The sequence below is a fragment of the Pararobbsia alpina genome, assembly GCF_902859895.1.
GTDB classification, from domain to species: domain Bacteria; phylum Pseudomonadota; class Gammaproteobacteria; order Burkholderiales; family Burkholderiaceae; genus Pararobbsia; species Pararobbsia alpina.
In genome coordinates, this window is the sequence record NZ_CADIKM010000039.1 from 14693 (window position 1) to 38018 (window position 23326).

16 protein-coding genes and 1 pseudogene are annotated in these 23326 nt (G+C 61.4%); 7 read left to right on the plus strand and 10 right to left on the minus strand.

Translation table 11 applies throughout. The annotated features are described in order from the left end of the window. Positions 1 to 62: 62 nt before the first annotated feature. The 5 genes from HV670_RS24075 to phaP form a co-directional block, all read right to left on the minus strand. Complete coding sequence (locus HV670_RS24075; RefSeq protein WP_175107517.1) at positions 63 to 1373, minus strand: glycosyltransferase family 4 protein; 1311 nt, start codon at positions 1371 to 1373, stop codon at positions 63 to 65. Between the two features lie 386 nt (positions 1374 to 1759). Continuing rightward, the gene (locus HV670_RS24080) at positions 1760 to 2617 is read right to left on the minus strand and encodes a glycosyltransferase family 2 protein (RefSeq protein ID WP_246257888.1); all 858 of its coding nucleotides are present in this window, start codon (positions 2615 to 2617) and stop codon (positions 1760 to 1762) included. Positions 2618 to 3049: 432 nt separating this feature from the next. Further along, positions 3050 to 3919, minus strand: coding sequence for an SDR family oxidoreductase (locus tag HV670_RS24085; RefSeq protein WP_175107519.1), 870 nt, complete (start codon positions 3917 to 3919; stop codon positions 3050 to 3052). A gap of 532 nt (positions 3920 to 4451) precedes the next feature. Next, positions 4452 to 5576, minus strand: a complete 1125-nt coding sequence (locus HV670_RS24090) for an extracellular catalytic domain type 1 short-chain-length polyhydroxyalkanoate depolymerase (RefSeq protein ID WP_175107520.1) — start codon at positions 5574 to 5576, stop codon at positions 4452 to 4454. A gap of 90 nt (positions 5577 to 5666) precedes the next feature. Next, a complete protein-coding gene (gene phaP / locus HV670_RS24095) occupies positions 5667 to 6233 on the minus strand; it encodes a TIGR01841 family phasin (protein WP_175107521.1) in 567 nt (188 codons plus the stop codon). 724 nt (positions 6234 to 6957) lie between these two features. On the opposite strand from phaP, the gene HV670_RS24100 reads away from it, so the two are divergent. Beyond that, complete coding sequence (locus tag HV670_RS24100; protein ID WP_175107522.1) at positions 6958 to 7164, plus strand: hypothetical protein; 207 nt, start codon at positions 6958 to 6960, stop codon at positions 7162 to 7164. 170 nt (positions 7165 to 7334) lie between these two features. Here the strand turns inward: HV670_RS24100 and HV670_RS24105 are convergent, their stop codons facing one another. Beyond that, positions 7335 to 7607: a hypothetical protein gene (locus tag HV670_RS24105; protein ID WP_175107523.1), complete on the minus strand. Its 273-nt coding sequence runs from the start codon at positions 7605 to 7607 to the stop codon at positions 7335 to 7337. Here HV670_RS24105 and HV670_RS31245 point away from each other — a divergent pair. The 5 genes and pseudogenes from HV670_RS31245 to glgX form a co-directional block, all read left to right on the plus strand. Beyond that, positions 7576 to 7889, plus strand: a pseudogene (locus tag HV670_RS31245) (hemerythrin domain-containing protein); the annotation flags it as partial. The gene HV670_RS24105 and the pseudogene HV670_RS31245 sit on opposite strands and share 32 nt — an antisense overlap. Positions 7890 to 9433: 1544 nt before the next feature. Further along, complete coding sequence (locus HV670_RS24110; RefSeq protein WP_175107524.1) at positions 9434 to 11185, plus strand: alpha-amylase family glycosyl hydrolase; 1752 nt, start codon at positions 9434 to 9436, stop codon at positions 11183 to 11185. Then, positions 11160 to 13355 carry a 4-alpha-glucanotransferase gene (malQ, locus tag HV670_RS24115; RefSeq protein ID WP_246257889.1) on the plus strand — a complete coding sequence of 732 codons (2196 nt, stop codon included), beginning with the start codon at positions 11160 to 11162 and terminating at the stop codon, positions 13353 to 13355. The genes HV670_RS24110 and malQ overlap by 26 nt, the downstream gene beginning before the upstream one ends. Continuing rightward, positions 13352 to 16168: a malto-oligosyltrehalose synthase gene (gene treY / locus HV670_RS24120; RefSeq protein ID WP_175107525.1), complete on the plus strand. Its 2817-nt coding sequence runs from the start codon at positions 13352 to 13354 to the stop codon at positions 16166 to 16168. Before malQ ends, treY begins: the two co-directional genes overlap by 4 nt. Positions 16169 to 17144: 976 nt before the next feature. Then, positions 17145 to 19373 (plus strand): glycogen debranching protein GlgX, encoded by a 2229-nt coding sequence (gene glgX / locus HV670_RS24125; RefSeq protein WP_175107526.1) that lies wholly within the window; start codon positions 17145 to 17147, stop codon positions 19371 to 19373. A gap of 368 nt (positions 19374 to 19741) precedes the next feature. Here glgX and HV670_RS31250 read toward each other — a convergent pair whose 3' ends face one another. Beyond that, positions 19742 to 20164, minus strand: coding sequence for a hypothetical protein (locus tag HV670_RS31250; protein ID WP_246257890.1), 423 nt, complete (start codon positions 20162 to 20164; stop codon positions 19742 to 19744). A 58-nt stretch (positions 20165 to 20222) separates the two neighbouring features. After that, on the minus strand, positions 20223 to 20543 hold the full coding sequence (locus HV670_RS31255; RefSeq protein WP_246257891.1) for a hypothetical protein: 321 nt from the start codon (positions 20541 to 20543) through the stop codon (positions 20223 to 20225). Between the two features lie 325 nt (positions 20544 to 20868). On the opposite strand from HV670_RS31255, the gene HV670_RS24135 reads away from it, so the two are divergent. Then, on the plus strand, positions 20869 to 21066 hold the full coding sequence (locus tag HV670_RS24135) for a hypothetical protein (RefSeq protein ID WP_175107527.1): 198 nt from the start codon (positions 20869 to 20871) through the stop codon (positions 21064 to 21066). Here HV670_RS24135 and HV670_RS24140 read toward each other — a convergent pair. Together HV670_RS24140 and HV670_RS24145 are read right to left on the minus strand one after the other, a co-directional pair. Then, the gene (locus tag HV670_RS24140; RefSeq protein WP_246257892.1) at positions 21063 to 21410 is read right to left on the minus strand and encodes a hypothetical protein; all 348 of its coding nucleotides are present in this window, start codon (positions 21408 to 21410) and stop codon (positions 21063 to 21065) included. The two genes, HV670_RS24135 and HV670_RS24140, sit on opposite strands and share 4 nt — an antisense overlap. A gap of 1555 nt (positions 21411 to 22965) precedes the next feature. Further along, on the minus strand, positions 22966 to 23136 hold the full coding sequence (locus tag HV670_RS24145; protein ID WP_246257896.1) for a DUF3005 domain-containing protein: 171 nt from the start codon (positions 23134 to 23136) through the stop codon (positions 22966 to 22968). Positions 23137 to 23326 lie beyond the last annotated feature (190 nt).

A 23326-nucleotide genomic window follows, 5' to 3' on the forward strand; every position in this document is an offset into this window, starting at 1 on the left:
TGAAGTGAGCTATGTAAGTTCGTGGATGTGACGCGGCAGGTCCCGCAGACCGTCGTTTCACATCAACGGCCGGTTGCCTCGAGTCGCACGTTCGCCTGCCTGCATCCCTCGTCGATACTTTCCGGGGCACGGACCGCGCGTAGGTTGGCCAGTGGCTGCGCGACACGTGCATACACGTGCGCGAGAGATTGAGCAACGCCGGCCCAAGTAAACATCGCCTTGGCGCGAGCCAATCCTGCTTGTCCCATGCGCTCGCGGAGGGCGGGATCGTTGCGCAATGCGGAGAGCCGCTGTGCAAGCGCGAGCGGATCTCGCGGAGGCACGAGAAAGCCGGTCTCGCCGTCGCGCACGGAGTAACGAATCCCCCCGACATCGGCACCGACGACGGGGAGCGCGCAGGCCATTGCCTCAAGCGGCGTGATGCCGAACGGCTCGTACCACGGCGTAGTGACGAAGACGTCTGCAGCGCTGTATAGCTGACAAAGTTGGCCACGCCTGCGGCGGCCGAGGAAGGTCGTAGTATTGGCAACTCCGCACTGCTGCGCAATCTCGCCAAGCCGCGTCATTTCAGGCGTCGCGAGCGCATTCGGTGCCTCGGAATTACCCCCTACAACATAGAGGTGAGCCGTTTCGCCGTGGTAGCGGCGGAGTGCACCAATGCCTTCGACGACGTTGTCAATGCCCTTGCGCGGCACTATACGGCCTAGTTGCAACACGATGAACGCGTCCTGCGGCCAATCGAGGCTATTGCGCGCGATGGTTCGGTCGAGCGGTTGAAACTCCGCCGGGTCGAAGCCGCAAGGTACCCGGTCAATCTTCGCCGGGTCGGCATTGTACAAAGTCACTAGGTCCTCTTCGTCCTGCGGGCATTCAGCAATGATCGAATCGGAATGTCGGACCAACGAATCCTCGATCGCAAATCGCTCGTCGGGAAATCCATCGTTCGCGCCCTGGTGGATTCTGCGAACCCGTCCCAGTGCATGAAAGGTCGTTACAAGGGGAGTGCCGAGACGACGCTTCAGTTCGAGCCCGACGACGCCAGACATGAAGAAGTTAGCATGCGTCACATCATAGGGCGTGGACTCTGCGGAAAAGCGAACAAGGTACTCCGCGAACTCGGGCATGTACGGCAACAATTGCTCCTTCGGCAATTGAACAGGCGGACCTGCTGGAACGTGAACCACACGGACGCCGTCCATGGTCGCGGTCGCCGGCAATAACGACCGGTCGCGTCGCGTAAAGACATCCACCGTATGGCCCAGCCGGTTCAACTCACGGGCCACATGGGCAACATAGATATTTTGCCCACCGCTGTCTACGCTCCCTGCGAGAGCCAAGGGTGATGCATGCTCGCTGATGAGTGCGACTTTCATAAGGACTCCCAGAGCGACGTAAATGACGAAACGCGCGTTGGTGCGAACTGTGACTGTTGGACGCAGTCGAGCATTCGGTGTGCCACTCGTATGTTGAAAACGAATTCGCTTCGCCGATGCATTCAGATGGGACTGACGTTCCTCTATTTGGTACGTTCGCGAAATCTCTTAGTTGCAGTTCGGGCGAACTCGTGTCGAGACCCCACAGAGCACGGAGCGTCCAGGTGGTGGGAAACACCAACGAAGACGGTCTGGCGCTCCCTTTTTACATGCGTAGTGTAAAGAGAAGAGGAGGGGCCTAGCCTTGGCACACAGCCACAGATCGGTCGCTTAGACCGACGGATGTGGGCTGACTCGCTTATTTTCGAGATCTTGCCGAGACTCCATTAATTTGCGGCTTCGCGCTCTGCTGCTTCGACGTCGCGGCACATGGCACGAATGCGGGGAGAAACGAGACGCCGATTGACAAGGGCCCAGACGATTAGGGCTAGCAGCTTTCGCGTGTCCTGCCAGCCAGTCCGTTCACGACGGAAAGTCTTGAGCGCGGCCAGTGTCGCACCCGTGGCTTGTGCGAGCGGCAGGCGCAACCAAGCGACTAACGCTCGATTGCGTGCCAGCATCCGACGGCGCAGTGCAGAATCACGGTGCGGCGAAGGCGCGTGGTGGAGCACAAGATCGTGGGCATATACGATCGAGTATCCCCGCGACAACGTATCGAGCGCGAGCAGTGTTTCCTCCCCCCCAATAAAAAGGCGCGGTTCGTATCCGCCAGCTGAGCGGAAGACTGCCGTGCGGAATACGCAGGCACAAGCAATGAAACCAATCAGAGGCGGACCGGGCAAGCCCTCGGAGGGCAGTGGGCTCGTCCGCATGCGTTCGCACGTCGGATCGGTTTCGCCGGAAGGGTGCACGACGATACGCGCGTTGAGGGCGCCGATCGCAGGATATCGATCGAGCAAGTCAGCAGCTGCGCTGAGTGACCCCGCCTCCCAGTGCGTGTCATCGTCGCAGAAGGCGACATAATCCGTCGCAACAAGTGCCACGCCAAGATTGCGGCCTGCAGCGCCGATGTTTGCTGGCGAGCAGACGATTTCGATCGTGGAGAACGCCGCGCTGAGCATACCTACGGTATTGTCGGAGGAGGCATTGTCCACGACAATTATACGTGGTCGATCGGGCAGCGCGAGCAAAGAGGCGACGGTCGCGCGGACCTCAGCCGACCGGTTATAGGTGAGCACGACCACCGACAGCCTCAAGTCGCATGTCGGCCCTTGTCCTTCGGCGCGCGTGCATTGTTCGGTCATGGGGTGCGTTCCTCCAGTAACGTTCGGGCTCAAGACGTCGTCATATCCGTTGGGGCCAAAAGCGCGCAGATGGCTCTGCTACGCGTCTACGGCTTGGCGCTTCGAAGCGAATGTCTGGTTGCGATTAGGGGCGCGCCCCTGTAAGGCAAAGGTCGGTGTCGCGACGATTCTCCGCGATATGAATTCTCCGAGCCGGGTCTGCGAAGCCAACCAGGCATCGATAAAGGGCGTCCTCGCACGCGCCATAACCGAGGTCCCTTCCGGCTCCGATCAAAGTGCATTGTGGCCGATCCGGTCTAAATGCGTGACCATTCAAGGTCTCAGACAACGGTGTTGCTGCTCTGTCCGTTACAGGTGGGCGCTCGCGACGAACTAAATGATTGGCTTGCCCCCCGTCACCGCGATGGTCGCACCCGAAACATAACTCGCTTCGTCGGAGGCGAGCATCACGTAGGCGGCAGCGAGTTCGGCCGGCTGGCCGGGGCGCTTCATTGGCACGTGCGAGCCGTGATTCTTGACTTTCTCCGGTGGCATCGTCGATGGGATAAGCGGCGTCCAGATCGGCCCTGGCGCCACACAGTTTGCGCGAATCCCCCTCTCTGCAAGCATTTGCGCGAGCCCGCCGGTGAAATTCTGAATCGCGCCTTTGGTCGCCGCGTATGCGATCAGGCCGGGATTTGGCGCGTCGGCGGTAATTGATGTCGTATTCACGATCGCGCCGCCCGCCTTCATGTGCATCAGTGCCGCCTTCGTAATGCGGAACATCGCACCGATATTGGTCGAGAACGTCCTGTCCCACTCATCGTCGCTGATGTCTTCAAGACTGTTGTGACTCATCTGGTACGCTGCGTTGTTGACGAGCACGTCTATGCGACCGAACGTCTCAATTGTTTTCGCTACCAGATTGCGGCAATGTGTGCGGTCAGTGATGTCGCCGGCGAGGAGCAAGGCGCGGCGCCCCGCTTTCTCGACCCAACGCGCAGTTTCCATGGCATCGTCCTGCTCCTCGTCGAGATACGAAATGGCGACGTCCGCTCCCTCGCGCGCGTACGCGATAGCCACGGCACGGCCAATCCCACTGTCCGCGCCTGTGATCAGCGCGGCCTTGCCGGCGAGACGCCCGTTGCCCCTGTAGGTGTTTTCGCCGTGGTCCGGTTGCGGGTCCATCAGCGCAGTGAGGCCGGGCTGTCGGTTCTGCTGTTGCTCGGGGAACGGCGGTATGGGATAGGTATTCTGGGCCATGGCGGTTTCCTCGTGTGAGTGCATCGGAAACGCATCTATCAGCAAGCGCCGGGCCTATCGCACTCCCACGGTTCGCCCCCATAGGAGCGGAGAACTTCGAACCCGCAGGTTGCACGCACGCTGTGATGCAGGGCAGCAGCCTAAAGACCAAGTCCTATCGGTGAACCATCGGTGCCGAAACCGTCATACTGGAAAAGGCGTCGTGCCGCGCTCTCCGAGGGCCCTTGTACCTTTTGGACGATGACGCCTGCAAGCAGCAGGACGCCGGATGCAACGAACCGGGATATTCACATCGGCGTCCTCAGCTTGCCAAGGCCGCCCGCTTTGAACGCTTCCCACATGCTGGCGCTGTTCACAGAAGCATAATGAGGTACAGACGCCGACAAAGCCGAACAGCGGATGGCATTCCTGCGGATCCATCCCATCGCTTTCGTTAGCGGCCGCTATCTTGTCTTTCACGGTGCGGAACTTTGGCGACTTCGCGTATGCCAACGCGGGTGCTAGGATCAGGCCTCGTTGACCGGATCGGCCCTTAGCTTGACTCGAGCGCAAACTGGCCGAAGAACTGAACAATCGCCTGGGTCGCATGCGGACCTCGAACGTCGGTATGGCTACCGGCAGGGTGGCCTCCAGACCACGCATGACCGAGCCCGTGCACGAGCCACTGCTCGCCGGTTGGGACGCCTTCACGATCGCGAAAGACGCGTCGCGTATAGGCGTGGCCGTTCTCTGCGTTTCCGGTGTGGGTCGACGCGGGGGGTTGCGCGTGGGGCGCACCAAGCAGCAGCTCGCTCATGGCGACGATCTGGTCGCTGTTACGCGGATGCACGGTGTCGTCAGCCTCGCCGTGAAAGACGATCAGCGGCACTGCGCGCGGTCGGGCCCCATCGGTCAACGCTTCGGGGAGGCGGGCCTTGACCATGCCATCTTTCATGGCGCAGAGCGCCGAAAGGGGCTCGTCGGCGATCCCGAAGGCCACGCCCGAATGAATCGCGGCGGCTGCATAGAGGTCCGGATGTGTCACCGCGAGATTGACCGCCATGGCGCCGCCGGCCGACATACCCGCGATATAGACTCGAGCTCGATCGACGTTGCAGGCCGCCATGACTTCACTCGTGAGAGCCGCGAGCATCGCCGTTTCGCCCGATCCACGCATCCGGTCCGCGGGTCGAAACCAGTTCCAGCACCTCAGCGGATTGGCACTTTCCGATTGCAACGGATAGACGACGATATAGCCCTCCGCTTCGGCGGCGGCGTTCATTTCGGTTCCTGCTGCGAAGTCGTCTGGGTCCTGTTGCGCGCCGTGTAACATGAGGATCATTGGTAGGGGCTGGCCAGTGTAGCTGCCTGGAACGTAGAGCTTGAAGAGGTGCGTATCATCCCCGTGCTCGAAGTGGCTGCTCAACCATCGAGGACCCTCGGCGTCCGGGAGGAGCCGCTCGGTAGAGGACTCAGCCACGCGCAATTGCACATTTAAGGCATCGCTGTCGTACGGGGGCGCCCCCTGACGTACCGGCCGCGGTGACGCTTTCAGCGCGGGGCTGGCTACGGTCGTCTGCGGGTCTATAGAGAACGGTGCCATGAGTCCTAGGGGTCCAAGCATTAAAAGCGACCAGAATGTGTCGTGCGACGAGTCGAGCGGATCCAAGGGGTTCATCGGTTTTCCTTAGGCGTGCTGGAGCGCAATAAAAAACCCGCGTGAAGCGGGCGCCGAAAACAACGGCATACACACAGGGCAAACGATCAATTAATGCTTCGAGCCGGCCTTGGCGGGTCGCCGTGCAGCCTCGGATGCCTTTCGCTCACCTTCGGCAGCCAAAGCGCTTGTGTTGGTCATCTTTTGGGCGTTCGCGTCAAGTGCGCTCGCAGCCGCTTCGTTGGGAGCATCTGTCGATGCTGCGATAAGGTTTGAGACATGCTCGGTCGGCTCCTGCAACGCCGACTGACTCTGACGTAGCGCCGATTCAAGCACGCTCTTCACGTCGATGCCGTACTGCTCGTAATAGCTGCGTGTTTCATTCAAGATATCGACTTCCGTCGCGCGGAGGATCGACAGAAAATGCCGCGTATAGGCCGCCGCTTTCTCCGGAAGTTCGGCGGACAGGGTCGACTGCCAACCCAGAAACTCAACGGGTTTCGCGCCAGGACCTGCCTTCAAAATGGAGGTACTTTCTTCAAACACCGTCCTGAGTGTCTGCACATTCAACTCGGTGAGTTGATGGAGACCGTTCATATATCGTTTCGTCACATTCATAAACGTTTGGAGATTCGACGTCACAGCCACGGACGACTCCGGGGAAAAATAAGGAAACATTTACCACTCCTAAAGGCTAAGTGCTGTAAATGGGTCATTTTCAGAACCCTCGACACACTTGCTGCGTTGCAGCAATAAACCCATCATACGGCACTTTTCCAGATCGTCAAGCTGCGTTTGTGGTCCGGCTTCCTAAATTGGTAACAAGCCACGTTGGACTAATGGGGACCAATAGTGGAGCAATAAACCCATATCAATCGCGCTGCCACGACACCTCGATGTTTGCAGTGAGACCGTCACTCCGCATCTCGCCATCCTTTTCTCAGAGGCTCAAGCTTTCGCGTCCTGACGAAATCGGCCTCCTTCTTAGCCGCGATCGCGCCGGCCCCTCAATTGTGTGCGAGGCAGCTTGTCTGATAAATCCTCGATGGGCCGCGTCTACTCTTAATCGGCTCGACGTTTACCCACGATCGCCACTCCGTTCCACGCACTTTGCCCGTGGCAGATACGGCGCAATGCCCATGGCCAAATCGCGTTTCAATCACCCGTCAGTTTTTCCCGATCGATAAAGCAAATGCGTGAATAAGGCTTGGATACAGCGGTTGCTCTAGTCCTCGTGCGGGTTAACTTAACAAGGACGGGGTTGTGAATACGAACCGCAAAATCACTTTGCACTCGGCTCAGGCGCACTGGCTATCATGCTTTCCACTGCTCCGCTCGCTGCGTCCGCGCAAACCAAGAGTGGCACGCACAGCGACACTGCGGGCGCTAACACATCGGCGCAATGTCCTCGGATAGTGAAGGAACCTGTGCGACGCAACAGAAGAAGATGTCGCCGGCGACGGGCAATAAAACGGCCAATCCCAATGATCCGAACACCGGCAATATCGGCAACGCCGGGGGTGGAGGCCAGGGCGGCGCCAACAGCGGTAGCGGCGGCAGCGGAGGGACCGGTGCCGGTGCAGGCGGAGCCAATGGCGGCGGCAAGTAAGGCCGCTTGAGATCGGGTGACGCGGGCAACACCCCGAGGCACCCCTTCACACTGCAGTCTGTCAGAGGCTCTGGTGCGCGCCCAAATCGGCAATGATCGCACCGAGCCCGATGAGATTGAACGGCTTTGAGCTGTGCATAACCGGTTATCAAAATGATCCGCAGGTTGGGCTATTGTGGCGCCCATGCTCTGCGACATCGATACCCTTCATGCTGCCGGGCATGTAGCTCCGACAGTATCAGATCGAAGAACTCGCCTTCATCAACCAGCCGCAACGCTTTGTCCGAATCGACGGCATGCGTGATGTCGCAGAGATTGCGTACCGACCTGCCCGCGGCAATCATCATGTCTTCGATGTGCAGGATCCGCGCCGTGCGCGGCGCGTAGTACCCGTCATTCTGGAGAACTCCCATGCCCAACAGCAATGCATCGATGTCACCCACGGTCACCTCCATGATCCGTTTGGATCACATGCACGTACTTGCCGCCTTCCATCGCTATCACGCTACTAGCCCGGTGTGGCGGAAGCGCGCCATCGTCAATTCCATCTGTGCCGCCCTAGAGATTCACGCGCAACTGGAGGAGGAGATCTTTTATACAGCGTTGGCCTGCGTGCTGACCGACAACAAGACGCTCGCCAAAAGCCGCCCGAGCACGACGATATGCGCGCGACGATCGAGAAGCTCCGCGCGATGGGACCGGAGGCCGCCGCGTACGACGAACTCCACTCGCGGCGGTAGTTTCGGCCATCACCTCCTCGAGTCACGCGCGGCGATCCGGGTCCCAATGCCATCGGCGTGGTGCTCTCCGGCAGCGGTTAGGGTGGCGCCCTAGGCCTCCAGGCTATCCAGCGTGAGGGCAGCCGCCCGAGGTTTCGCTTCGGATGAGCGTCGAGGCGAAAGCCGGGCAATGGACGCTGTATCTTATTCTCTGCGCTCCCGCTCACTGCAAGCTCCAGTGCGTGGCTCGAAGGGCATCCCCTGACGCTCCTCGCGGGACTGGAGATTCTACCCTCTCTGGGGTTTCACACGATGCTAACGCGACCGTCGCGACGATCCACACGTGGCCAGGTGATGCAATTCTATGGCTGGCGGGGTTTCAACGCTCGCCGGGCTCTACCATCATTTTGTTTATAAAAACCTCTGGCTCCCAGGAAGTCCTTGATCATTTCGGGCCGAGTCTCGACCGCGCCATGAGAGACCATCATTCCTTCCGTCGACGACACAGACCGCGGTTTTCCTCTGTGCGACATCGAGGGCAACGTATGTGGATCTTCCGGTGCCCGCACTGCTGCGCGCTGCATCAGTCGCCCAGCCGACCTTCGCAATGCTGAGGCGACCGCCGACGTCGTCGCCGTACGTAGGGTCCCGCACAGGCGAGTCCCGGCGACAGCGCGCGGCGTTTGTGGCCGTTACGCGTCAATGGTGCAATCCCTGTCGCGGACGAGTCTTCGCTCCCATCCATTGTTCGGTCGACCAACTCGTATGCACTCGCATTGACGAAGCTGGAGGGTGCGAATCGTGGAGACACCCAGAAGCAATGCGGCGAAGGGTCTGCTATGAAGCGGCGAACGCCCAGGGTCGATTGCTGTCCCGCCACGCGGACTAATTGATCTCTTCGGCAACAGCTCCATGAAGCAATAGCCATCACAGGGATCGCGTAATCTGGGAGGACCGCAGAAGCGGCTGGACACCCAGTCCAACGGCCATTGAACGACGCCCGCCGTGACACAGGCGGGGAAATTCGCGAGTGAATTTAGCCCTGTCGAGGCCTCGTCCTCGCTCGCGCTTCGCGCAATGCCTCCCTTGGCTCCCGCTTCCGTCCGCTTGTGACAGACTTCAACGGTATGCCGCGGTCGATCCGTGAGACGAGCCTGGCAGCAATTTTTCGGGCCATCTGGGCTGCGACGTCGAGCGCATCGTGTTGTTGAATCCGACCGCACCTTCCCGTGTGCGTGGCGATCGGCCGGTGGTCGCCAGCGCGCTCCGCCACAACCACTGTCCAGTGGAACCCGCTCTTTGGATCGCGCCCGACGCTGGCGGTCAGCAGCAAATCCGAAATCATGATCGCAATGGCGCCGACGACCATCCTCCAGCGAACGGTTCTGTCCACGCACTCGGCCGCATCGCGTGTGTCTGCGCGGCTGGAATGCAGCGTGCTGGCACAGAGCATGACACCTGCGAAGACCAGCGCCGGTTGTAGAGCGGGCACATTGATCCAGAGGCCTGCCGAAGATTAAAACCCCCAGCACTTCCGAGAGCAGAGAATAATGCCGCAGACTCCACTCAGTACGGACCGATATCGCTATGGCTCCGAACTGCCATTTGGCGCGCACCCGACAATCGACAAAACGGGAACAAACCGCACACACTACCGTTTCTGGGCACCATCATGCGCAGCAGTGCAGGTTGAAATCCAGGCGGTCGGCGACGCCCCGCCTGCGATAGTCGACATGATTCCAGCGGGGGACGGCTGGTTTGCTGCCGAAGCGGATGGCGGCGCCGGAACACGCTACCTGTACCGGGTTGATGAAAAGCTGGCAGTGCCCGATCCGGCATCACGCTTCCAACCGGAGGACGTGCATCGCGCGAGCGAAGTCGTCGACCCGCATTCGTACAGCCGGATCAATGGTGGTTGGCGCGGCCGGCCTTGGGAAGAGGCCGTGCTTTACGAGATGCACGTGTGCGCAATGGGCGGATACGCCGGCGTGGCGTCACGCCTGCCGGAACTTGCCGAACTCGGAGTGACAGCCATCGAACCGATGCCGCTCAACGATTTTTCGGGTACCCGGAACTGGGGCTATGACGGCGTGCTGCCATACGCGCCTGATTCGTCGTATGGGCGCCCCGACGATCTGAAGAGGCTGATCGACTCCGCGCACGGGCTGGGCCTGATGGTGTTCCTCGACGTCGTCTATAACCATTTCGGCCCGGACGGCAACTATCTGAGCGGATTCGCAAAAACGTTCTTCCGCGAGGGCGTCGAGACACCGTGGGGCCCAGCGATCGACTTTGAACGCCCGCAAGTCCGTGACTTCTTCTTCCAGAACGCGCTTTTCTGGCTGCACGAATATCGCTTCGACGGACTGCGACTCGACGCGGTTCACGCGATCGACGACGACGGGTGGCTGCGCGAATTCGCGAGCTTCGTGCGTAGCTCGGTCGAACCGGGACGGCACGTGCATCTGGTTCTTGAGAACGAGCACAACACTTCCAGCCTCCTCGAAACACATTTCAATGCGCAGTGGAGCGACGACTCGCACAACACCCTCCATGTCCTGCTCACGGGCGAAGCTGAAAGTTACTATAGCGCGTACGCGACGGCGGCTATCGACAAACTCGCTCGGGTCCTAACGGAAGGCTTCGTGTACCAGGGCGAGCCGTCGCCGATCCATGATGGCAAGCTACGCGGAGAACCAAGCGCGCACCTGCCGCCCACCGCGTTTGTGATGTTCTTCGACTATCACGGCGAACTCGCCGATGCGGTGAGGGGAGGGCGGCGCCGGGAATTCGTCAAATTCTCCGCATTCACAGATGACAGCCGGCGCGCGCAGATTCCCGATCCCAACGACGCCGACACCTTCAGAATGTCGTCGCCGAGTCTGACGCAGCCAAAGGAACATGGGGAGGGTCTTGAATGGCTGCACTTTTACCGCTCCGCGCTCGCTGTACGCGCCGGTTTGATCGTACCGCGGCTGAGAGGAGCCAAAACGCTCGGTGCGACAGTGCTCGATGCGAAGGCGATCACTGCCGGCTGGAGACTGGGCGACGGTGAGACGCTCTCGATCGCGCTAAACCTTGGCGAAAGGGCTATTGCGCTGCCCGACCTGCCGCCTGGCGAGATTATTTTTGAGACGCCTGTGCGCGCCTGCGACCGCATAAGGCGGGGCGAACTTGGTGCGCACACGTTCGGCGCCTGGCTGACGGGCGGGGTGGGCCGGTACGCTATTGCTCGCGACAGTCGCGATTTCGAACGCACTTCGACTGGAGGGACGCGTGGTGAGTCCGATAGCCGGCAGTGATGCCTCTGAGCGCGGAAGCGCCCTTGACCAGCTGGCCGCGCGGGCGGGATTCGAGCCCGAGTGGAGTGACGCCGAAGGCAACACGCGCCACGTGCGTGAAGCGACGCTGCGCGTGCTGCTCGAGCGACTGGGTCTTCCCGCCGGCAACGCCTCGGAGATCGAGGGCAGCATGGCGACGCTCGATGCCGAAATGTATGGTCGCGAATTGCCGCCGCTTCTTACCGCGGAGGTCGATTGCGAAGTCTCGCTACCGGTTACGGTGGCAAGAACGGGATTCAACTACCGCATCGAGCTGGAAAGCGGACCTGTCCTGGACGGTCGCTTCGGATCGCCGGAGCGCGAGGCAGTGCAACTCCCGCCGATCGCCGAGGCGGGTTATCACGTGCTGGTGATCGATGGGTGCCGCACGACGCTCGCTGTCGCACCCCGACGCTGCTACACCGTTCAGGACGCCTGGAATGCTTCCCATTGCGATGGCTCGAAGGCCGCCGCGCCACCAGTCTGGGGCGTTGCCGCCCAGGTCTACGGACTGCGCCGCAACGGCGACGGCGGCATCGGCGACTTCTCAGCGCTAACCACGCTCGCAGTCGAGATAGCGAGGCGCGGAGGCCACGCCCTGGCCATCAGCCCGATGCACGCAATGTTCAGCGCCGAACCGCAGAAGGTCAGCCCGTACGCGCCATCATCTCGACTGTTTCTGAACGTCGCGCACATCGATCCAGCCGCCGTGCGCGGAGCCGGCGCAGCAAGCGCGGCGATAGACGTAGTCAACGCGGCGGAGAAAACAGCGGCGCTCGAGGCGCTCCCGCTGATCGACTGGGCGCAGGCAATGAGCGCCAAGCTCGCCGTGCTGCGGGCGCTCTTCGAAAGCTTCTCGCAGGAAACCGACCCGCAATTGCTGCACGATTTCGCTTCGTTCGTCGCACGCGGAGGACGCGCCCTGGAAGACCACGCGTGCTTCGAATCTTTGCACGCGGCCCGCCTCGCAGCATGGGGTGAGGGCCATTGGCGCGACTGGCCTGTAGAACTCCGCAATCCCAGGAGCGACGCTGTCGCAGCATACGCCGAGGGGAACCGGCGAGACGTGGATTTCCATCTGTTCATGCAGTGGCTTGCTTCGAAAGGGCTCACCGAGGCGCAGCGGGCTGCACGGGAAGCGGGCATGGCGATCGGCCTCGTTGCCGATCTCGCTGTTGGATGCGACAGCGCCGGCAGCCACGCATGGTCATATCGCGACCAGATGCTGACGGGCGTCTCCGTCGGCGCTCCTCCAGACCTTTTTAATCAGGCGGGGCAATCCTGGGGCCTTACCACGTTCTCCCCACGCGCGATGCGCACGCAAGGCTTCTCTGCGTTCATCGATATGTTGCGTGCGTCGTTTGCGTATGCGGGCGGCATCCGCATTGACCACATACTGGGCTTGCGGCGACTCTGGCTTGTACCGGAAGGCGCGAGCGCACAGGATGGCGCATATCTGCGCTATCCGCTGGAGGACATGTTGCGGCTGATAGCGCTCGAGTCGTGGCGGCACCGGGCAATTGTGATTGGCGAGGATCTCGGTACCGTGCCGCCCGGATTCACCGGCCAGCTGCAGAACCACGGGCTGCTTGGCATTCGCGTGTTGTGGTTCGAGCGTGCCGACGGCGGCGCAGGGTTCAAGGCGCCCAGCGACTGGGACCACGACGTCACTGCGACGACGACCACGCACGATTTGCCGACCGTCAGTGGCTGGTGGCAGGGCGAGGACATCCATTGGCGCGCGAGAATCGGTCAGACCGCGGCGCGAGAAGACGGCAGCGACCCGGTCGCGGTTGCGATGGAAGAGCGGGCTGCGGATCGAGGGCACCTATGGCAGGCGTTTCAGGACGCGGGTGTCGCTTCTGGCGATTCAGCGGCGCCGTCCCTTAAAAGCCCGCCGGTGGACGAGGCGCTCGCTTTTGTCGCCGCAACGCCGGCACCACTTGTGATCTTTCCGCTTGAGGACCTTCTGGGCCTTACTGATCAGCCGAATCTGCCGGGCTCGACCGACGAACATCCGAACTGGCGCAGGCGTCTGGATGCTACGGTCGTCGACCTCTTCCTGGACGACTCATTCTCGAACCGGCTACGCGTTATCGACTGTGCGCGCTCCGGATCCAAACCTGACCCATCGCGGACCGAATCTCGATGACCATTCCACATTCCACGCTTCGCCTGCAGTTCCATAAAGGCTTCACCTTCGACGATGCTGCCGCGCAGGTCGACTACTTCGCCGCGTTGGGCATCAGCCATGTCTATGCCTCGCCGGTCACCACGGCGACAAGCGGCTCGACGCACGGCTATGACACCGTCGACTATACGTGTGTTAATGCCGAACTCGGTGGGGAAGACGCCCTCAGGCGTTTGGTCGACCGGCTGCGCGCACACGGGATGGGGCTGATCGTCGACTTGGTCCCAAACCACATGGGCGTGGGAGGGTCGGAAAACGAATGGTGGATGGACATTCTGGAGTGGGGCAGAGATGCGGCGCACGCCGGTTTTTTCGATGTCGACTGGCATTCCCCCGATCCCGTTTTGTGCGGAAAGGTACTCGCGCCTTTCCTTGGAGCGGGCTACGGCGAGGAACTGGAGGGCGGCAAGATAAAGCTGGCATATCGCCCCGACGAGGGCCGGTTTGTGGTCAAGTATTACGCGCATGCGTTTCCGGTCTGTCCGGTCGACTACCCGTCGATCCTGCGCGAAACGCCTTGGCTCACCGATGGTTTCGTGGGTCTGTCGACTCGTCCCGACGATCAGCGGCGGGCGGCCGAAGCGCGTGCCGTGCTGGTGATCCGCGCGGGGTCCGAGGGCGGCCGTGCGAGAATTGAAGCGGCCCTCGCTGCGCACTCGGCCGGATCGCAGGATGGACTTGAGCGTTTGCACCGGTTATTGGAGCGTCAGCACTTCCGGCTTGCCTGGTGGCGCACCGCTGCGGACGAGGTCAACTGGCGGCGCTTTTTTGACGTCAGCACGCTCGGTGGGGTGCGCGTCGAGCGACCTGAAGTTTTCGAAGCATCACATGCGCTGATCTTTCGGCTTTTCACCGAGGGCCTCATCGATGGCGTACGCATCGATCACGTCGATGGGCTGGCTGAGCCACGCGAATATTGCCGGCGGCTGCGCTCCAGACTCGAAGGACTTCGGAAGGGCCGTCCCAGCGCCTTGCGTCATTCGAGCGGCGGCACCTATTTCGTGGTCGAGAAGATTCTCGCGCGCGGCGAACCGCTGCGCGGAGACTGGCAGGTCGACGGAACGACCGGATACGACTTCATGAACGATGTGGGCGCGTTGCTGCACGATGCGCAGGGTGCCGAGCCGCTTGCGCGCGCATGGGGGGCACTGTCGGGACGGAGTGCGACATTTGCCGAAGAGGCGCTGATCGCACGCCGCAAGATCCTTTCCGAGAATCTTACCGCGGAACACGACCGAGTCGCTCGCAAACTGCATTGCATCGCCCGAGACGCGCTAGCTACCCGCGATTTTACGTTTTCCGCAGTGCGCCGCGTGGTTGGTGAACTGGTGGTTCAATTTCCGGTGTACCGGATGTACCCAGTAGATTCCGTGCGCAGTGCTGAGGACGAGCGCTATTTCTCGCAGGCTCTGGCAGGCGCCCGCGCTGCATTGTCGCCTGCGGATCATTTCGTGCTCGATCAGGTGGCCCAGTGGCTTGGCGGCAGCCCCGACGCCGCCGAGCGTTCGCACCGGCCTACGGCCCGTCGTCAGGCGCTCGCGCAAGCGCAGGCTTGCTTCTCGCAATTGACGTCCCCGGTGGCCGCTAAGGCAGTCGAGGATACTGCCTGCTATAGGTACGGAAGACTTCTGTCGCGCAACGAGGTAGGTGCTGATCCCGGGGAGTTCTCGTTGTCCATCGACGAGTTTCACCGCGCCAATATCGAGCGCGCAAAATCGTTCCCTAATGCGATGCTAGCGACCGCGACGCACGATCATAAGCGCGGTGAAGATGTGCGCGCGCGTCTCGCGGCACTCAGTGAGATTCCTGACGAATGGGCAGACGCGCTTAACGACTGGTCGGCGCTGAATTCTGCGCTGCGCCGTCAGGGCGATAACGGTGAATGGGCGCCCGGTCCCGGTCCCGAAGCGATGCTGTATCAGATCCTGGTGGGGTGCTGGCCCCCGGGATTGTCGCCGGATGACGAAGCTGGCGTGAAGGAGCTGGCAGAGCGGGTTGCCCAGTGGCAGCTGAAGGCGCTGCGCGAATCGAAGCTTCGCACAAGCTGGTTCGCACCCGACGAAAACTACGAAAAGGCGTGTCAGGACTTTCTATTCGACATCATCTCGCCCCTGCGGCACCGTGGCTTTCTGCGGAAACTGCATGCATTCGTCAAGCGAATCGTTGCCGCCGGGGCCATAAACAGTTTCCAGCAGACAGTCCTGCGGCTGACTTCGCCGGGCGTGCCTGATCTGTATCAGGGCACCGAATTATGGGACTTCAGTCTGGTCGATCCGGACAACCGCCTGCCGGTGGATTTTGACCTGCGTCGCACATGGCTCTCCAGCGTGGAGGCGAAGGGACCGCCGTCGGTGCAACTTTCAAACTGGCACGACGGCAAGGTAAAGCTCGCGGTGATACGCCGCGCGCTCGCGCTCCGGCGGCAAGTCGCACCCTTGTTCGCGGAGGGCGAATACATGCCCCTCACGGTCGAAGGCGAGAACGCGGAGAGGGTCATCGCTTTCGCGCGGCGCCTGGGCGGTACGTGTGCGGTCACAATCGCTACACGGCTCGCACTGCCGCTTTTATCCAGGGACAGCGACACGCCGCTCGTTAATGCCGCCCGTTGGGGCAACACGTCGGTGATTCTGCCCGCGGCACTGGGGCCGCTCACTTTCTCTGACTGGCTGAGCGAAAGCGCGGTCAAGGCCGAAGGTCTGCGACTCGTCGTGGGCGACGTTCTCAGGACCATGCCCGTGGCGTTGCTCCTGGCAGAAAAAGAATCGTCGCCGTGAGGCCACGTCGTCCGCGTCGATGCGACAGTCGTTTGGCATGGACAGCTCGCCGATATACACCGTCTGGCGTTAGTCAGCGTGCTGTTGTGCGACGTTGCAGCCAACGCGGCAAGCAGTGGATAGTTCCGCCGATCGAACGGTTGATTGTGAACCACGCTTCGACTCTTCGACCGCTATGGTTGCCCGTGCACTCGCAGGTACCCGTCCGGGACGCGATCGATCGTGAAACGCCTTTAAAACATCTCGCGGCACGCACGCTGACTCTCGTCCGAAAGATTAACGCCGCGAGTACCGCTTCATCCGGGGCAGCGAGGCGACCGCTGACGCCTCTTCAGTGATGTCGGCCGCTGCACCGTCGCGCAAGGCGACCAGGAGCCTACCACATGCAGGTGCCTCGCTCCGCGCCATTCCGCCGATATCGGCGCCGTTTCCGGGAACAAGCAGCGCGTGGGCGACGCTGGGGAGCCGCCAGCGTTCGGCGGTATCTGCCGTCCCAACGTATGCCGCGCTGGCCGCGGAAGGTCTGAGCACCGGCTTGAATACCCCGTCGAAATATCGCCCGACCCCGTATAGAGCGTACCGCGCACGGGTTTCCCTCCGGCGACATGCCCCGCCACTGTGCGGCGCGCAGCGAAGACGCGCGCGCACCATGGCGAGAGGAGCTCTGAAATTCCAGCTAGCGTTTTCGTGTTTATTGCGCCAATAGTTCGGACACTGCTAGCCCTGGAGATGAGGGTGATCGTCCGGGCATTCGCGGTTTGAAACTGGCGGCACTAAAACCGGTTTGGAAGATGTCAGAGCGCGCCTTTACCGCATGAAGGGTTCCCAAACCCTCTCCGGACCGTGCAGCGCGGAGCACGACGGGCCGGTCGCACAGGTTGCGGGCAAGGACTCGAATGCAGGACCACCACTTGCTTGGTGAGGCTTCTCGCAGCGTCCGCGCTGCAAGCACATTCCACCGTCCAAGGAAAAAGCCATGTCACGCGAGGCCTCTCAAGCTCCCTATACCCGCTCCGCCGCCCGCATCGCCGAGGGGGTTCCGTACCCGCTGGGCGCGACGTGGAACGGGGCGGGCGTCAACTTCGCGCTGTTTTCCGCGCATGCCACCAAGGTCGAACTGTGCCTGTTCGACTCGACCGGCACCAAGGAAATCGAGCGCATCGAACTGCCCGAATATACCGATGAGGTCTGGCACGTCTTCGTCCCCGATCTGAAGCCGGGCGCGGTGTACGGCTATCGTGTGCACGGTCCGTATGCACCGGAAGAAGGGCATCGTTTCAATCCGAACAAGCTGCTGCTCGATCCCTATTCGAAAGCGCATATCGGCGAACTGAAGTGGGGACCGGAAATCTTCGGTTATACGCTCGATCACGAGAACGGCGATCTGTCCTTCGACGAGCGGGACAGCGCGCCCTTCGTGCCGAAGTGCAAGGTGGTGGACGCGAACTTCTCATGGAGCCATCCCGAGCGAAACGCGCTACCGTGGGAGCGGGTCATCTTCTATGAGACGCATTTGCGCGGCTATACGATGCGTCATCCGGACGTGCCCGAGAACCTGCGCGGCACGTTTGCGGGTCTGGGCCAGCAGCCGGTGATCGACTACATCAAGAGCCTTGGCGTCACGACCGTCGAGCTATTGCCGATCCACATGTTCGTCAACGACAGCTATCTGCTCGATAAAGGTCTGACGAACTACTGGGGCTACAACACCATCGGCTTTTTCGCGGCCGATCCGCGTTTCTTTGCGGGCGCTAATGCGTCGGTGGAAGAGTTCAAGGGGATGGTCGACCGTTTCCACAACGCCGGTCTGGAAGTGGTCCTCGACGTGGTCTACAACCACACCGCCGAAGGCAACGAACGCGGGCCGACCATCTCGTTCAAGGGCATCGACAATGCCTCGTACTACCGCCTAATGCCGGAGGAGCCGCGCCACTACATCAACGACACGGGTACGGGAAATACGCTGAACCTGTCGCATCCACGCGTGCTTCAGATGGTCACGGACAGCCTGCGCTACTGGGTGAGCGAAATGAAGGTGGATGGCTTTCGCTTCGATCTCGCCACGATTCTCGGCCGCGAGGCGCATGGCTTCGACGAGGGCGGCGGCTTTCTCGACAGTTGCCGGCAAGACCCGGTGCTATCGAGCGTGCGTCTCGTCGCCGAACCGTGGGATTGCGGTCCCGGCGGCTATCAGGTGGGCGGCTTTCCTCCTGGCTGGGCCGAGTGGAATGACCGCTTCCGCGACACCACGCGCGCCTTCTGGAAAGGCGACGAAGCCATGGTGCCGGATCTCGCCAAGCGCCTGACCGGCTCCGGCGACAAATTCAACCGGCGCGGCCGCCGCCCGTGGGCGAGCGTGAATTTCATCGCCGCGCACGATGGCTTCACCACCAATGATCTCGTCTCGTACAACGACAAGCACAACGAGGCCAACGGCGAGGACAACAAGGACGGTCACTCGGACAACAAATCATGGAATTTCGATGTGGAAGGACCGACCGACGACCCGGAGATCCGCGCGCAGCGTGAACGTCAAAAGCGCAACCTGCTGGCGACCTTGCTGCTGTCGCAAGGCTCACCCATGATTCTGGCGGGCGACGAATTCGGCCGCACGCAGAAGGGCAACAACAACGCCTATTGTCAGGACAACGAGATAAGTTGGGTCGACTGGGTAGGCATCGAGGACGAAGGGCGGGCGCTCACCGAATTCGTCAAGAAGCTCACCACCTTGCGAACGCGCTTGCCGGTGCTGCGCCGAGGCCGCTTCCTGACGGGCGAATACAACGCGAGCCTGCAAGTCACGGATACGCGCTGGATGTCGCCTGCCGGCACGGATCTAACGCAGGAGCAATGGGACGATGCAGCCATGCGCTGCTTCGGCCTCGTGATCGATGGACGCGCGCAGGTGAGTGGCATTCGAAGGCCCGCCTCGGATGCGACGTTGCTGCTGGTTTTCAACGCGTACCACGACGTGGTGAATTTCACCTTGCCGGACGTTCCGGACGGCGACAAATGGACCTGCCTGCTTGACACCAACATGCCGGTGCGCGACGAGTTACCGGCGTTTTCCGCGGGCGAGTCGTATCAGGCGACGGGCCGTTCGCTGCTGCTGTTCGCCCTCGATGCCGCGAACCGCGCCACCCAGCGAGTGCTCGACGGCATCGAACACCAATTAACTTCGGATGAGGCGGAGAAGCATGCGTAGAAAGCGGCAAGGGCGCCGACAGATGATAAGCCTGAGCCGCGCAGATCACCTGTTGTGGGCGATAGCCACCTGCCCGCAATGGTGAGCCGTATTCGCCCGCCGGCCTACTGCGCGATCAAGCGCGGGGCACGACCGCCGACATCTCGAAACTTACGACTATTACTGGGAGAGCGTGCGACCCATCACGACTGCGATGACGTGGAGCCTTGGGGTGAGCTCCGCGCGCTCTACTTCCGCGCCCTCAGCGTTCACCCGCCGCGATCGCCGACAATCACAAAACGAATGTGTTCTTTTTCACGGTTCTCCAGACCGGGCATTGAGGCACCCTGCGCTCGCACAGACTTTGATGACCGAATGGATGGTCCTTGTCAGTCGCGTCTTAATACTGCGCTGTAAGCCAGATTCCCATCGGCGACGGCAAACAGGAAGTCGTTGTCTTTCCCACTCCCGTCATCGACGAGGGTAGCGAGACCGGTAAGCGTCTGGCTGCCCACCTGCAGGGTCATGCCGTAGACGTCGACCGCCGGATCCATAACGAATAACGTGCCAGGGAAAACCTGTCCGGCCGCATCCCGGTACGAGAGATTTCCGTTAACATCGGTATTCAGAGCGGTGAGTGTCTGTGTGAATGAGTAGGCCCCTGCGGCGCGCGGCAGCGTACCCGGCTCGTTAAAGTAGTCCGGATAGAAGTTCAGGAACGCGATCGTCCCGCTGTCATCGGCAGTGGTGTAGTTGGCGAATGCGGTGCCGGTACGATCATCGAACTGTCCAACGATCTGGAAAGGTTGCACAGGACCGGCACTAGCGTCGGCGGCACCAGCGAGACATCTGTCCCATCACAGTTTGTCTTTAGATAAGTCGTGCCGGCACCTGAGAAAAAAGATCGTTTGCCGCGATGTTTGCACTCATCTGCTGGCAGTCGTTGGTGATAAGGCTCAACTCACCACCCGCTGTCACGATCACGAACGTGCCCGTGTCGCCGCCACTCGAGTTCGAGTGAAGATTGCCGTTCCAGATTCCTTCCATGATGCCGGCAACCCCGAACGGCCTTTGGGTGGCATGGTGGTCGTGGTCGTCGTGGCCGCCGCCGCATGCCACGAGGCTGCCTAGGAGTACGGTCGACATTAGCCAAACCCAGACCTTCTTCATGGCTTCACCTGCATGTTTCATAGTGCGTCCTACCGTGTTCATCTGCGCTGTTCTTGCAGCGGCGTGAAGCGGGTTGTCGGCATGTCGTCCGCCTGCAATTTATGGCGAAGGCCACGATATCTGAGCAAATTCGATTCCAGGCCAGAGGTTGCCGCCGCTCATCCTGATCGCCCTGGCGTTTTAAGCGGTCATCGCCGAAAACTGATGCGCTTCAACAGGGGTCCCAAACAAACCTCCCAAACACGCGGCTTTGGATCCGCAGCGTGCCGGCGAAAGACTCTTAGGAATTGGCATCTACGAGGCGTTGCCGTCGGTTGATTGGCTGGAAGCTTCACACGAAGTGCAGATGCTGGGGCGTGTCGCCGGCGGCCTCTATTTGCGAGTGTGGGTAGGGGGCGGCCTGAACGACGAAACCGAGCACTTCTGCGACTGCCTGCGTGTGGGCGCTGCGCACAGCCCGGCGATTAGCCACGAGAGATCCCGACAGACGATCGCGATGATGGACCAGAGCCGCACCGCGCTCCGCCTGCCGCCTCTCGGCTAGTGGCGGCCCCCACCGTGCCCCCCGCCGCCCCCACCGCCCCCACCCCCGCTACGGCCGCCCGATGTCCACGGTCCCCCGCCGCCGTGGCCGTGCGAGCCCCCATGTCCATCCCACCCACCACGTCCGTAGCAGCAGCGACCCCCGTAATAACCGCCGTAGTAGGGGCCGTAATAGCCATACCCACCGCCGTAGTAGACATTTGAGGGGTAGTAGCCATACGCCCCGGTGGACAGGTAGGCATCGCCATATGGATAAGCGACACAGCCGCTGAGCCCAATAGCTGTCCCGCAGGCCAGGCCCAGAAGTGCACGGCGGCCGTGCCGCTCGATGATCGATGACTTCATGTCGAATACGCGCGGTCGATGTTCGATGGAAAATCGAGATTGAACGGTGCGCTCGTTGGTTCCAGATACCCATTGGACAGCCCGCACTCATGCGCATTGCATCCAATCGTGTAACGGTATTTTTCGACAGTCGGTCCGCAGACGCGTCCGGATGGCAGTCGCTCGGGCTATGGCTGTGACTGGATGGCATCTCTTGGAAGAACCGCCCCACTTTGGTTGCCGGCCCGATTCGGCTTGGTTGTCGCGCGATGGGTGACCGCTTTTTCGGTGCCTTGCCACTTCCAACTGAAGACGCCAGGCTCCCTGGCCCGTGCGCGCAGTGCTGCAGGAGGCGCGTGAACAGCTTTCGGCGCCGAACTTGCGGCTCGCCCGCCGATGCACGCCGATGTCTGTGAGGTGTGCAGGAGCTGGTTACTGAGAACGTTTTCGAATCAGGCTGATTTCGCCGTTGCGTTCGAGCACCGCATAGTCGACGCCGTCCCGTGTCGCAGCACCCCCCGCGGGCGCGCAGACTCGATGACGTCGGACTGCGTGACAAGCGCAGCCGACATCCCGTCGGCATCAAACCTGCCGTCGCGATAGAGAACGCGTTCGCGGGCGGTAAATGAGTATGACAACACCACCTACTCTAGCAGCACTGGCAAGCCGCACCGCGTGAATAGCGCCGACCGAACGTCGAGCTGGTTTACGGTTGATTAGTTGCCATTGGGCAACTCAACGCAGTCTTCCCGGCTGAACCTGGTCTTATAGCGAACTTCCGTAGGCGCCTATTGCTCTATCGTCTTGACCTGACCGAAGCGCATCGTGGGCGGTGCGGCGGCCTCACACTCGCTTCAGCATCCGCCGCGACATTCTTGCAGCTCCGGGCCGACGAGATCACGATCGAGGAGTCGGTTTCGATGCGAACCTGCCGACTCCGTCCAATCGAGACATGGTCTGTAAGGCCTATGCAGCTGACACGTAATTGCTACAAATCGGCGTTCGCAACTGCGTGCCGGTAGTGCCGCTGTCGTTCAAGAATGACCGCCAGAGTGTGCTGCACTGGTCGTCGACCTATGCGGTGGCCTGTGTCTGCGCGAGACTTTTCGCGTTGTCTACTCGAGCGGCTCTGAGGAATCGATCCGCAGGAACCGCATGGCACGGTGAGTCGCGTGGATGCGCCCGCAGACCGCTGCCGCAGGAAGCGCCGCTGATAGCGACTGGCCCGCGTACGGCCGTGCACACGAAGGGAGTTCGAGTCGCGACCAGAATCCGACTACCCGAGGGGCAATAGTACCGCTTGCTTTCTCGCGCCAAAAAATGGTGCGCCGGGCCGCGAGTCCGCTTGCGCTGTTGTTCCTAAAGAAAAAGAAGGGCAAGAACCTGTGCCTCGTGCTCAGTGGGTCCAGCATCCGGAACCGCAAATTCGCACCTTGCGCGGCGTGCAGCAATGTCTCGCTGGACCGGTCAGCCATAGCATCTGCGCCCCCGCGGGCAAAGGACTCCGCGCCAGGCTGGGCCGCAGGCCGCGGGGCGCGTCAATATGATGCGCTGAAGCACTCACCGTCCCCTGAAGTCAGGTCGAACCGGACCGCTCGAACCGTATTATCTGTTCGACGCGCCAACCGTTCATTTCGTCCTTGTACACGGTTCCGCAATGGACAACGCGCCATCGAGGGCGGGCCGCTACCAGGGGCAGGTTGCCCCCGGCCCGGCTGTCGACCCCGCGGAGGCCGGCAGCCGGCACCAACCATATCTCCGACGAGCTCCGAGGTTGTCCAAGAACCCCGCTAGAGTCCTTGATTCTGCGGGGTCTTTGCTTTCTGGGCGGAAATTTTCAAGGTAGTTGTCGCCTCGACGATTAAATCTCAGGCGGCTTTTCGCTCCTGGTTACTGCGCTGTGGGGCGCCGTCCTGGTTGTCGATGCGATCCGGGTT

Bases quoted from the DNA above. Each gene is read 5' to 3' on its own strand.
- HV670_RS24140 (WP_246257892.1), bottom strand. From the start codon at position 21,410: ATGAAGTCATCGATCATCGAGCGGCACGGCCGCCGTGCACTTCTGGGC.
- treY (WP_175107525.1), top strand. From the start codon at position 13,352: ATGACCATTCCACATTCCACGCTTCGCCTGCAGTTCCATAAAGGCTTC.
- HV670_RS24085 (WP_175107519.1), bottom strand. From the start codon at position 3,919: ATGGCCCAGAATACCTATCCCATACCGCCGTTCCCCGAGCAACAGCAG.
- HV670_RS24075 (WP_175107517.1), bottom strand. From the start codon at position 1,373: ATGAAAGTCGCACTCATCAGCGAGCATGCATCACCCTTGGCTCTCGCA.
- glgX (WP_175107526.1), top strand. From the start codon at position 17,145: ATGTCACGCGAGGCCTCTCAAGCTCCCTATACCCGCTCCGCCGCCCGC.
- phaP (WP_175107521.1), bottom strand. From the start codon at position 6,233: ATGTTTCCTTATTTTTCCCCGGAGTCGTCCGTGGCTGTGACGTCGAAT.
- HV670_RS24135 (WP_175107527.1), top strand. From the start codon at position 20,869: ATGCTGGGGCGTGTCGCCGGCGGCCTCTATTTGCGAGTGTGGGTAGGG.
- HV670_RS24110 (WP_175107524.1), top strand. From the start codon at position 9,434: ATGCCGCAGACTCCACTCAGTACGGACCGATATCGCTATGGCTCCGAA.
- HV670_RS24090 (WP_175107520.1), bottom strand. From the start codon at position 5,576: ATGAACCCCTTGGATCCGCTCGACTCGTCGCACGACACATTCTGGTCG.
- HV670_RS24100 (WP_175107522.1), top strand. From the start codon at position 6,958: ATGTCCTCGGATAGTGAAGGAACCTGTGCGACGCAACAGAAGAAGATG.
- HV670_RS31255 (WP_246257891.1), bottom strand. From the start codon at position 20,543: ATGAAACATGCAGGTGAAGCCATGAAGAAGGTCTGGGTTTGGCTAATG.